7 protein-coding genes are annotated in these 12,268 nt (G+C 66.3%); 1 reads left to right on the top strand and 6 read right to left on the bottom strand.

Annotated elements, in window-relative coordinates; all coding sequences use genetic code 11:
• Positions 1–3: 3 nt before the first annotated feature.
• The gene (gene paaG, locus EJC49_RS06960) at positions 4–792 is read right to left on the bottom strand and encodes a 2-(1,2-epoxy-1,2-dihydrophenyl)acetyl-CoA isomerase PaaG (RefSeq protein ID WP_126698738.1); all 789 of its coding nucleotides are present in this window, start codon (positions 790–792) and stop codon (positions 4–6) included.
• A gap of 180 nt (positions 793–972) precedes the next feature.
• Between paaG and EJC49_RS06955 the strand changes: the two genes are divergently transcribed.
• Positions 973–1,647 (top strand): Crp/Fnr family transcriptional regulator, encoded by a 675-nt coding sequence (locus tag EJC49_RS06955; protein WP_126698737.1) that lies wholly within the window; start codon positions 973–975, stop codon positions 1,645–1,647.
• A gap of 21 nt (positions 1,648–1,668) precedes the next feature.
• On the opposite strand, the gene EJC49_RS06950 is transcribed toward EJC49_RS06955, so the two are convergent.
• The 5 genes from EJC49_RS06950 to EJC49_RS06930 form a co-directional block, all read right to left on the bottom strand.
• Complete coding sequence (locus tag EJC49_RS06950) at positions 1,669–2,550, bottom strand: helix-turn-helix domain-containing protein (protein ID WP_126698736.1); 882 nt, start codon at positions 2,548–2,550, stop codon at positions 1,669–1,671.
• Positions 2,551–2,817: 267 nt separating this feature from the next.
• Entirely contained in the window at positions 2,818–4,344 is a 1,527-nt protein-coding gene (locus tag EJC49_RS06945; RefSeq protein ID WP_126698735.1) for a methyl-accepting chemotaxis protein, read from the bottom strand.
• Between the two features lie 214 nt (positions 4,345–4,558).
• Positions 4,559–8,830 carry a cytochrome P450 gene (locus EJC49_RS06940; protein ID WP_126698734.1) on the bottom strand — a complete coding sequence of 1,424 codons (4,272 nt, stop codon included), beginning with the start codon at positions 8,828–8,830 and terminating at the stop codon, positions 4,559–4,561.
• An 87-nt stretch (positions 8,831–8,917) separates the two neighbouring features.
• Positions 8,918–10,696 carry an adenylate/guanylate cyclase domain-containing protein gene (locus tag EJC49_RS06935; RefSeq protein WP_126698733.1) on the bottom strand — a complete coding sequence of 593 codons (1,779 nt, stop codon included), beginning with the start codon at positions 10,694–10,696 and terminating at the stop codon, positions 8,918–8,920.
• Between the two features lie 312 nt (positions 10,697–11,008).
• Positions 11,009–12,232 (bottom strand): Mrp/NBP35 family ATP-binding protein, encoded by a 1,224-nt coding sequence (locus EJC49_RS06930; protein WP_245453303.1) that lies wholly within the window; start codon positions 12,230–12,232, stop codon positions 11,009–11,011.
• Positions 12,233–12,268: the final 36 nt, after the last annotated feature.

The following is a 12,268-nucleotide window of genomic DNA, read 5'->3' as shown; positions in this document are numbered from 1 at the left end:
GCCTCACGCCTTGCGATAGTTGGCCGGCCGCTTCTCCAGGAAGGCCTTCACGCCCTCCTTGTAGTCGTCCGACATGCCCGCCTCGCGCTGCAGCCGCCGCTCCAGCTCCAGCTGCTCGTCGAGCGTGTTCGTCGAGGCAGCCTGGATGGCCTGCTTGGTCAGCCCGTAGGCATGGGTGGGGCCAGCCGCGAAACCCTCGGCCAGCGAAATCGCCTCGGCCATCAGCTTGTCGTCATCGACGGCTTTCCAGATCAGGCCCCAGTTGGCGGCGTCCTCGGCCGACAGCGGTTGCGCGGTCAAAGCCAGCGCCTTGGCCCGCGCCTCGCCGAGCAGATGGGTCAGCCAGTAGGTGCCGCCCGCATCCGGGATCAGCGCGATCTTGGCGAAGGCCTGGATGAACCGGGCCGAGCGCGCCGCGATGACGATGTCGCCTGCCAGCGCGATGTTCGCGCCAGCGCCGGCCGCAACGCCGTTGACGGCGCAGATGATGGGTTTGGGCATGGCCCGCATCGACCGGATCAGCGGGTTGTAGTTGTCGTGCAGCGTCTTGCCGAGATCGGGCCGGTCACCGCCCATGTCATCGACGTCGGACAGGTCCTGGCCGGCGCAAAACCCGCGCCCCTGACCGGTCAGGACGACCGCGCGGATCTCCGTGCTGGTTGCACATTCCTCCAGTGCGGCGCGAAGCTCGGCGTGTTGCTGGCGATTGAAAGAGTTCAACCGATCCGGGCGGTTAAGCGAAATCACGCTGTAGCCATCTCGACGATCGTGCAATACTGTCGCTTCGCTCATACGCATGCTCCTCCTCGCGCCGGAATGAATCGGCGGCTGCTCGGCTACCATGGACCGGAAGCCCTCCGTGTCTCAAGGGGATGCCGCACGCGACCGGGAGGGCCGTGCCGATTGCGCGACGGACGGCGCCCGGTCTGGCGGGATGGCGGAAACCGGCTGGCAGGAGGGAAGGCAAGTCGAATGGTGGAGACGGGTTACGAACGACCGAAGCCGCGGGCGCAGCTGACGGCGGACCTCTTCGAGGGGCTTTTTGCGGGCTGCACGGGCGAGACCTATCGGGCCGGTCACCATCTTTTCATGCAGGACGATCTCTCCGACCGCGTCTACGGCGTGATGGCCGGCGCGGTCGAAATCGCCATCTACTCCGAAAGCGGTCGCAAGCTGGTGGCCAATCTGGAAACCGAGAAATGCGTCTTCGGCGAGATCGGGGCGCTCGACGGCGGCGTGAGGACAGCCACCGCGACATGCCTCACCGACGCGGTCCTGGTCTCGCTGTCGCGCCGGCAGCTCATAGACCGCATCCAGCAGAATCCGAAGCTTGCGACGACCATGATCTGGTTGCTGTGCGCGCGGCTTCGTTACGTCAGCGCCGAACTCGGCGACCAGGCGTTGCTCAAGATCGAGGCCCGGCTGGCCAAGCGCCTCTCCTTCCTGTCGAGCCTGATCGAGGACGACGGCGGCTGGATCCACATCTCGCAGTCGGATCTGGCGGAATTCCTCGGCGCCACGCGTGAATCGGTCAACAAGACGCTGACCGACATGCGAAAGAGCGGCGTGATCGACGTCAAGCGCGGCGCCGTGAAGATCCTGAATCCGCGCGCGCTGGAGCGTATAGGCGCGGGTCCCGAGGACTGAGCGCTCCACAGTCTAAGCTGGTCACATCCGCCGAAAACTGCCGGGCGACGTGCCCACCGCCTGCTGGAAGGCGCGCACGAAGTGGCTGGCGGTCTTGAAGCCCGTGGCGACCGCCACCTCGTTCACCTGCATCTTGGTGGTCTTGAGCAGCACCTTGGCCCGTTCGATGCGCTGGCGAAGCACATAGGCATAAGGCGGCTCCCCGACCGACTTCTTGAACGCCCGCGCGAAATGGAACCGGCTGAGATTGGCGACGGCCGCCATGGCGTCCAGCGAGATGTCGGTGGCGAGACCGGAGGCGACGAAATCGAAGACCTGCTTCTGCTGCGTACCCGACAGGCCGCCGGCCTGTCCCGGCGTCAGCTTCACCGACCCGGCCTGCACCTGCGCGATCTCGATGGCGGTGAGCAGGCCCAGCGTCTCGGCATAGAGCCTGTCGGGCTCGCGCTCCTGAACCAGCAGCGCGCGCATTTTCTCCAGGGTGGCGCGCAGGCGGTTGTCGTCGAAATAGACCATGGCGAAGTTGTCGGTGTCCCGGAACGGCCGCTCGATCTCGGCGGCGATCTCCTCGGGATCGAAGTAGAAGGCGATGAAGCTGTTGACACGGTCCACCGGGGCCGCGAAGCCGGATACGGAACAGCCGGTCGGCACATAGGTGAGGTTGTTGCGCAGATCGCGTCGCTGGATCGGCCGCAACCCGTCCACGACCACGTTCCCATCCGAAAGCAGAAGGTCATGGAGGCACAGATAGTGCCGCTCTCCCGTGAAGCTGAAGCTGTATTCGCTGGCCCCGCCGATACGCGAATATTCCGCCGAAAACCCGCGCCAGCTTTCGTTCCTGTGCAGGTCGGGAAGCCGCGCCTCGCGGTGGAACGAAAACTGGAGCCTTGCGTCTGTGCCCATGGCGCTTCCCCGTGGTCTCTGCAACCCACTGAAACTATTCGTTCAGGACGTGCTAATCTAGCGAATATCCGATATAATACTGATTTCAAGTTTAAGTTGCCGTCGGGTGCAGGTTTTGAACGGGAATGTGCGCCGGCTTAGGCTCCCGGACATCCTCGCACCTGATGATTCGCATGCGCAAAACGACAACGTCCGCGCTGGGTTGCGCGGACGTGCAAAAATCGATCGAGACCGACCTTGATGGCGGCTTTTCGCCTGCCGGGTGTATCAGAACTCTTCCCAGCCGTCGGCCTCCGCTGCGGGTTCTACCTTGCGCGCGGCGGCGGACCGGCCGGCCGCATGGCTCGGTCGCGGCGCATGGGCCGCCCGAGAGGGCGCCGGATGGAGGGTGCGGACATTGCCGTGCCGGGACGCCGGGGCGACTGGACGGCTGGCGCCGATCTCGAAGCGTCCCACCAGTTCGGCCATGGCCTCGGCCTCGCGTCCGAGCGAAACCGCCGCGGCGGTCGACTGCTCCACCATCGCCGCGTTCTGCTGGGTCGACTGGTCCATGTGGCCGATGGCGACGTTGATCTGCGCGATGCCGGTCGACTGCGCCTCGGCCGACGCCGCCATGGCGCTGACCAGCTGGCTGATGCCACCGAAGGCCGAAACGATGCGCAGCAGCGCATCCCTCGTGTTGCCCACCAGCGTGACGCCACTGTCGACATGCGCGGCTGATGTCGAGATCAGGGCCTTGATTTCCTTGGCTGCCTCCGCCGAGCGCTGGGCGAGTGCTCGCACCTCCTGGGCCACGACCGCAAAACCGCGCCCGGCATCGCCGGCCCGCGCGGCCTCCACGCCCGCATTCAGCGCCAGCAGGTTGGTCTGGAACGCGATCTCGTCGATCACGCCGATGATCTGGCTGATTTGCGAGGACGATTTTTCGATCTGCTCCATGGCGGTGATCGCTTCGCGAACGATCTCGCCGCTCTTTTCGGCATCCGACCGCGTCGAGGATACGGTCTGGTCGGCTTTGCGCGCGCCTTCGGCGGTCTGGCGGACGGTCTCGGTCAGTTCGGTAAGGGCCGCGGCAGTCTCCTCGAGGCTCGCGGCATTCTGCTCCGTGCGCTTCGACAGGTCGTCCGATGCACGCATGATCTCGCTCGTGCCGCTGCGCACGGTTTCGGCGCTGTCGGCGATCGATCCGAGGGTGCTGCGCAAGGCATCGACGGCGCGGTTGAAATCCAGTCGGAGGGCTTCGTACTCTGTCGGCAGATGCTCGGAGATGCCGTTGACCAGATTTCCCGCGGCAAGATTTCGCAATCCGCCGGCAAGGGCTTCAACCACCTTCTGCTGTTCGCGGGCGCGCGATGCCCGCTCTTCCTCGTTGCGGCGCCGCTCGAACTCGATTTCGGAAACGTCCGCCGCGAACTTGATCACCTTGTAGGGTTTCCCCGCCGCATCGAAGAGCGGGTTATAGGACGCCTGGATCCAGATCTCCCGGCCGCCCTTGCCGACACGCCGAAACTTGTCGGAAAAGAACTCGCCCGAGCGCAGACGCTCCCAGAACGCCTTGTACTCGGCGCTCGCTGCAAAGTCCTTGTCGACGAACATCGAATGGCGCTTGCCGACGATTTCTGCCTCGGTATAGCCGAGCGTCGCCAGGAAGTTTTCGTTCGCCGCCAGGATGGTTCCATCGAGGGTGAATTCGATGACGGCCTGGGAACGCATGATCGCCGCGACTTTCGCCTCGAGCTCCGCGTTTTCGATCTTTCCGGCTTTTGACCGGGCTCCAGCCGTGAAAAATCCCATTTCCGTCCCCTGAAATGCCGACGAAAAATGTCGTCGGAATCTTGTCTCGACCGTCCGCGCAGCCATGGTGGACAGCAGGACGCTACGGGGAAAACAGGTGATGCGAAAAGCTGAACAATTGCCTAAAGATGCGCAGCAACAAGATCAAAACAATTTGAATTGGCAAGCATTTTTCAGCTGACGGGGTCGTCGTGCAATCATGGGGCGAAGGCTGCTACTTCGCCGGGCAGCCTGTAAGATCGCCATCGGAAAAAGCCGCGTTCGGCCGCCATTCCGCATCGACCCGCGTATCGATGGGCTCCGCCACCGCCGCCCGCGAGCGCAGATAGCGAAGCGCCCGCCGCCCCGGCATGAAGAAATAGCCACCGCCCTGCAGCGTGACGAACGCCTGAAGCCCCTGCAAAATCAACGGTCCGTGCGGGGTAGGCACGGTAAACACCCCGCCGCCCGAGGGGTGACCGACGATCGGGTCCTGCTCGCCATGCAGCGTCTGGAAGCTGGGATTCATCACCCATGTCTGCTGCACGAACTCGAACTGCCGCTCGATGTCGGCGTTCATGCACATGAAGAGAATCCCCTTCTGGTTGCCTTGTTCGAAGGCGCGGCTGATCCTCAAAAGACGATGTCGCTTGGACAGCTCGATCTGCGCTTGCGGATTCTTGCCCAGCGAATCGCGCGGATTGGACCGGCGCGCATGGGCGCCGAGCGGGCAGGCGAGCCCTTGCGGATCGTCGCGTTCGTAAAGGAAGGCATTGTCGGCCACATCGCGCCGCCGCCCATCCGACGCCTCCGCGTCGCGCCGGACCGGGTGGCGCACCAGCGACGCGCCATCCTTCCACCGTCCGAACATCTTGGCGCCGACCCACTCGTCGGCCGAGCGGCCGCCGATCGCCTCCGCCCCCAGCCTGGCCGCGGCATCGCTGCAGAAGGTTTCGAAGCGGTCGACATGCTGGACGAGCTGACGAACGACGAGGAACGAGCCATTCCGGCCGAAATCGTGCCAGTCGCGCCCTTCCCCGCCGAGAGGCGGGACGGTCAGGAGGTTGAGGCACCGTTCGCGATCGAAACCGCCCGGCACGGCGATGGCAGGCGGGGCCTTGCCGGTCTGGTCCGGATAGCCGAGCAGGAACTCGCCCGCAGCGACCCGGTGCTGCGGATCGGTGCGCGTCCGTGCCTTGGGCGTTCCCTCGATGACGGGTTGGGAAATGCCGTCTCGATAGCCGAAATGCTCGATCGCCTGGCCGGCTTCGTCGGTCTTGATGATCAGCGGCAGGCGGTGGATCACCCGCATGCCGGCGACCTCGGAGGCAGCGACCACAGACGCCGTCATGCCCGTGATGCGCTCGTCCGTCGCATAGCAGACGAGCACGACGTCTGCTTCCGTGTCGCCCGCGCCCCAGGCCCAGTTTGCCGACGCGTTTTCGCCGACGTCGCCCAGCACCCGTTCCTGGCCGGGCGCAGCCATGCCGCGCCGGAACACGGTGGGCAGGCCCACGACGCCGTCGTCGGCAAGCCCCAGCTTGCGCAGGCCGTCGGCGCTGAAAGCCACCGTCATCGCCTCGTGTTCGGGCAGGCTCGCACCGAAGCTCGCCCGCGCAAGCAGCATGTCGAGCCACTGCGCCCGTTCGGCCGCCGGCAGGTTCTCAGGCAGACGCAGCGCAATCATCTCCGCCGCAGACAGCCGGCCCATGCCGCCAAAGGCGATCGACTGGATTTCGGCGGTTTCGAGCGCGCTCGCCGCCGCCGGCACGGAGCCGAAGCTCGCCAGCAAGGCCGCGGCTTCGGTTTCCGACCGGGCGCCGGCGATGGCATTGCGGATCGCGGCGTTGCGGCGAATGTGGAACGTCGTCAGTTCCGGATAGGCCGAGTACCAGAACAGCGTCGGGATTTGCTGTTCGCGCGCCCACAGCTTGAACAGGGCGCCGTCGGTCGCGCCAGCCTGGAACAGGTTGCGGGTTCGCGGAAAGCCGACCGTGTTGCTCCACACGCCGGTCAGGCCGGCATGCGCCTTGGTGATGAAATCCTCGAGATAGCTCTCCCAGCTGCCGCCGTAATTGCTGAAGAACAGCAGCTTGTCGGTTCCCGGCAGGAGCACCCAGCGCGCATAGTGGATCGAGCCGATGTCGGACAGCCGGCCGGGCTCGAAGGCGCGCGTTGCTGCGATCTTGATCGCCAGGAAGGTCAGCCGCAGCGTCAGCCGGCGCAGCCAGCCGGGCTTCATCACCGAGACCGCGGCCAGGTGGTTCTGAGCGACATGGTTCTCGCCGGCGGCGATCGGCGCGAAACGCTCGGGGGACAAGGGCGCACCCTTCTCGACGTCCTGCTCTTCGGCCCGGCGCAGGCGCCAGTAGCCGAAGCCCGCCACCCCGCCGACCAGGAAGATCATCGTCAGCAGCGCCAGCGACAGGGCGGCGGCCCAGCCGACGAGCGCCCCGCCGACCGCCTGCGCGCCGGCAAAGGCGAAGCGGGCATAGACCACGGTCAGAAGCGCGAGCACGCCGGCGATGCCGCCCGCGACCCAGCCCGACGACAGCCAGCCGGCGACGGCCGCCGCCAGCGGTCGCGTCGGGCCCTCGAGCCCATGCGGCGCAGGCTGAAATGCCCAGTCATAGCCGCCGCGGTCGGCGAGCGACTGGCGAAGCCGCTCGATACGCGCCAGGGCGCTCTCCGCTGGATCGGGCGGCAGATCGGCCAGCGCTCGGCGCAACTCGACCTCGAGGCATGCCTCGGCCTTGATCCGAGCGACACCGTGGCCCGGCGTGCCGGTGAACACGAGCCCGGCGCGGGTGGCGAACCCGGGGCCGACCCGCACGCTGTGCTCCTGCATGAACGTGGCAAGGTCGCGTCCCGGCGAAAGCGCCCCGGCCTTTTCGAAGACGGTTCGCAGGAAGGGTCCGGCCTTGTCGGCCACGAGCCCGATCGCTTCGGCCTCGCTGCCGTCGGCGGAGAACTCCAGCACGATGTCGAAGCGATCACCGCGTTTCTCGGCGCGTGGGTCGGCGCTGCCGATCACCGAAAGGCTTGCGAAATGCACCGCCCTCGTATCGTCGAACGCAGCTTCGATGCCGCCGCGGGCCGGATTGCCGAGCCGCGCGATTTCGGCACGCAGCGACGCCGCATCGACGCTGGACGCGACAGGCGCGGCGATCGTGACGAAGGCGTGTCCAACGGTCCTGGACATCTCGTCGGTGTCGTAGGTGACGCACAGCCGCTCGGGGAAGGCACCGCGCCGGGACAATCGCCCGGCGCGGCCCTCGGCCCGCCGCAATCCCGGACGCTCGAACAGCGCCCGGAAACACTCCGCGATCTGAACCCGCGCGATCGCCGAACCGATGCACCAATGGATGCCGTGGCCGTAGACCATGTAGTCGCGACAGGAGCGATCGGTCACATACCGTTCGGGATCGACCACCGCCTCGGCGTCGAACATGGCCGACAGGATCGACGGCATGACGGTCGCGCCCTTGGGAACGAACCGCTCCCGCGAGGTGCCGCGCGCGATCACCGCATCCGTGGCGGCATAGCGGAACGGACCGATGAAGATCGGCTTGAAGCGCATGGCCTCCAGGATCGCGCGGTCGAGTTCGGCATCGTCGCCCGACTTCACCGCCTTCACCACGGCCGCGCGGGCCTCTGGTTTCGACAGCACGACGTCGAGGCAGTTACCCGCCGCCAGAAGGTTGGTCGGGGCGAAGCCGGAGATCATGCCCATCATCACCGAACGGATCTCCTCGATGGAGATCACGTCCGGCCGTTGCTCGTGGAGGAGAACGAGGCGGGCGAGCGGCGTGTCGGCGGCAATCTCGCCGCGCTGCGCCCGCTCGATCGAGCGATCGATCGCGCCAAGCATGTGGTGGGCAGCCGTAACGGCGAGTTCCCGCGTGTCGGCGTTCCCCGCCGGATCAGCAAAGAACAGCGTCGACAGCGCGATGGACCAGTCGGAGAACGCCTCGTCATCGTCGATCGCCATGCCGAAATAGTCGCGGCAGACCCGCACCGGCACCATCTTGAGCAACTCGCCCACGGCGTCGAAACCGGGCGTGGCCGTTCGCAGGATGGCGGCCGCATGGCGGCGCGCGATCGGACGCACCCGGCGCTCGACCTCGTCTGGCGGAAAGGCCGAAAGGATCGGCGACTTTAATTTGCGATAGGCCGCGCCATCCTGCATGCCGAGGATGAAGTTGTGGCCCTTCGCCATTTCCGTCATTTCGGGGCCGAAGGGTGTGTGGAAGACGTCCTGGCGCTCGAACACCTCGCGCACGTCGGCCGCGCGGGTCACCAGCACGAAATTGCCGATCTTGGGGCTGGGCCACCAGCGTCGAAGGAGCGAAAGCCACCATCGAGGGTTCTCCACCGCCAGCCCGACGAGACGGCCGGCGAGGCCCCGCGTGCGCAGGCGCTCCGGATCGAACGGCGGCAACTGCTCGACCGGCTGCTGCTCGGCCTGGGCCTTGCCGATCCCGTCATAATATTTCGTCTGCACCATGCCGTCCCCGCATACTCGCAGGTTGCAGATAAATCGCTGCGCACGCCACTGTAAGTGATGCGCTTCACATTGCGGATGGTTGGCGCTCTATTCCGCGCCCAGATAGGCGTCGATGAGCTGGCGGTTCAGCGACTTGTCGACGAAGGGGATCCACTCGACCTTCTGGACATGGAAGCTGGCATCCTGCGCCAGCAGGATGGCCCGTTCGGCACGCGCCTCGACACAGCGCTCCGTCCGCGCCAGCGCGCCGATCTTGAGGAAGCGCGCATACCAGTAGGACGGCGCCAGCGACAGCGACCGCTCGGCCGTCGCGGCAGCCCCTGCCCAGTCCCCGGCCAGGCACTGGGCAGAAGCGAGTTCGCCGAGATTGTGGAACCGGTAGAGATCGAAAGGGCTAAGACGGTCGGCGCCCTGGAACAGGGGTATCGCCCGCCCTGCCTCGCCAAGCAGGTTGTAGGCGCTACCCATTGCGGATCTGGCGAAGGCGAAGCTGGGGTTGATCCGCAGCGCCTCCGACAGATGTTCCAGCGCGCTGGCGGGTCGGCCCGACATGATGTCGGCGATGCCCAGATAGGCATGCGGGCGCGCATCCTGGCTGTCGACGTAGAGCGCCTTGCGGGAGTATTCCACCACTCGCTCGAGGTCCTCGCGATACTCGCCATTCCCGCCGAAGTTCAACCAGGAGCGCCAGAAGTACCACCAGGCCAGTTCGTCGAGCACGGTGGACGAGTTCGGATCGCGCTCGAAGGCGGCCAGGAAGAACTCCAGCGCCTGCTCGGTGTCCTCGCGTGTCCGCCGCTGCATGTGCCAGCGGCCGCGCCGCACCAACTGCCAGTTCTCCAGGCTCTCCCACGGCACGCGGAAGGTCCGGGCCTGCTCGATGCGGTCGACTTCCTTCTCCAGCGTTGCGACGATTTCGCTGCCGATCTCGCCCTGCATGTCGAACATGTCGGTCATCTCGCGATCGAAGCGGCGCGACCAGATGTTGTGGTTGGTCGACGCGTCGTCGAGCATCACCCGCACCCGCAGCCGGCCGGCATCGCGCGTCAACGTCCCGGTCACCACGTAGCGGGCGCCAAGTGCCTTGCCCGCCGCCTCGGGCGTCACGGCGGCATCCTTGAACTGGCGGCTTGAATTGACCGCGATCACCGGCAGCCAGCGAACGTTGGAGAGACCGGCGATGATGTCCTCGGCAATGCCCTCGCCGATGTAGCGCGTCTCCGGATCGTCCGGCTCGCTGCGCAGCGGCAGCACGGCGATGGCGGGGGGGCCCCCCTTGCCGTCGGCTCGGAAGAAGGAGAACGGTGCCGCCACGTCCTGCGCTTCAGCCGGAACGGACGCTCCACGTTCCACACGGTAGGCGCGGATTGGCAACAGGATGTTGTGGAACGTCTGGACGCCGAGATCTGTGAAGCGCGCCGCCGCGCGGTCGCGCACGTGATGCCAGGTCGTCTCGGAAATCACGACCCCGCCTTCGGGCGCGATTTCCTGCAGCCGGGCGGCAATGTTGACGTCGTCGCCATAACGGCGCTCGTCGCGAACGATCACGTTGCCGGTGTTGACGCCCGCCCTGAAGGACATCCGGCGTTCCCTCGGGATCGCCTCGTTGTGGTGGCGAATACGGTCCTGAAAATCCAGTGCCGCCAGCAGGGCTTCCACCGGCGCGCCGAACTCCGCCATCATGCTGTCGCCGGCGGTGCCAAAGAGATGCCCGCCATGATCCGCGCAGCAGACGCCGATGACTTCCTTCATCTGCTCGAACGTCGCAACGGTCGCTTCGTCGTCGATTCCCATCAGGCGGGAGAAGCCCACCGCATCGATTGAAATGATCGTCGCCACCTGCCGCGTGTAGCGCGGGCCGGCCATGAATTGCCCCATCTCCTTCGGAGGACCGGCTCCCTGCCTGACGATCCGTACCCGTCATACAGTGCAGGAAGATGAACCGCCGCTCCATCAACTCACCTTGCGTCAGGCCGGCGGTCGATCCTCGCCATCCCGTTCGCAAGATGTCTGATCGTCTTAACAAATGTACGGCGCGGTTTCCACTAAAACGGGTGGACCGGCGGCAACTTCGCATGGGCATGCAGAGCCGGGTCCCTCTTGGGGCCCGGCCGGTCCATCCGGTACTCGTGAAGCGGTTCTTCGCTGCGAAAGGGATCCGTTTCGGCGTGAACGACCCTATTCGAAGATGATCGCCGGCCCTTCGCCGCTGCCCTTGCCGGCCTCCAGCTGGTCGATCACCTTCGCCGCAATGTCACGGTAGACCTTGGCATGCGGCCCCTCGGGCTGCGACACCACGACAGGCGTCCCCGCGTCGGAGCTCTCGCGGATCGCCATTTCCAGCGGCACCTCGCCGAGGAAAGGCACGCCGAGGCGCTCCGCCTCCTTGCGCGCGCCGCCATGGCCGAAGATGTCGTAGCGCGTGCCGGTGTCCGGCGCCACGAAGTAGCTCATGTTCTCGACGATGCCGAGCAGCGGCACGTCGACCTTCTTGAACATGTTCAGCCCCTTGCGCGCGTCGATCAGCGCCAGGTCCTGCGGGGTCGAGACGATGACGGCGCCGGCCAGCGGCACCTGCTGCGCCATGGTCAATTGCGCGTCGCCGGTGCCGGGCGGCATGTCGACCACCAGCACGTCGAGGCCGCCCCAGGCCACCTCGCGCAGCATCTGGGTGAGCGCCGACATCACCATCGGCCCGCGCCAGATCATCGGCGTTTCCTCTTCCACGAGGAAACCCATCGACATGACCTTGAGCCCATAGCGCTCCATCGGCTTCAGCACCTTGCCATCCACCGTCTCGGGCTTGCCGGAAAGGCCGAGCAGGCGCGGCAGCGAGGGGCCGTAGATGTCGGCGTCGAGGATGCCGACCTTCATGCCGAACGTCGCGAGGCCGAGCGCGAGGTTGACCGCGGTGGTGGACTTGCCCACGCCGCCCTTGCCCGAAGCCACCGCGATGATGGCGCCGACACCCGGCACGCCGCGCTTGCCCGGCTGGCGCGAGGCCGGCGCGGGCGCGGGCGCGGGTTTGGGCGCATGCGAATGCGAATGGCCGTGGGAATGCGCCGCCGGGCGCAGCGGCGGCGGCGCGGGGGCTCGTTCCATGCCCCCGCCCTTCTTCTCCGCCGTCAGCGCCACCATGGCGCCGACGATGCCGGGAATGGACTTCACCGCGCGCTCCGCGGTCTCGCGCAGCGGTTCCAGTTCGCGGGCACGCGCTGCCGGAACGGTGATGGAGAAGAACGCCTTGCCGTCGGCGATGAAGATGTCGGACACGAGACCCAGCGAGACGATGTCGCCGCTCCCGTCGGGACCCGGGATCGTCCGCAGTTTCTCGATGACGGTTTCTTTCGTGACGGACACCTGGTTCCCCCTCGTGAATGCGCGCGTTGTGCCGCCACACATAGGTCATGCGAGGGGCGTTACCAAGCACTCCACCAT

Origin of the sequence: Aquibium carbonis, from assembly GCF_003970795.1 — a bacterium.
GTDB lineage: Bacteria > Pseudomonadota > Alphaproteobacteria > Rhizobiales > Rhizobiaceae > Aquibium > Aquibium carbonis.
This window is presented reverse-complemented; position numbering and strand designations above follow the sequence as displayed.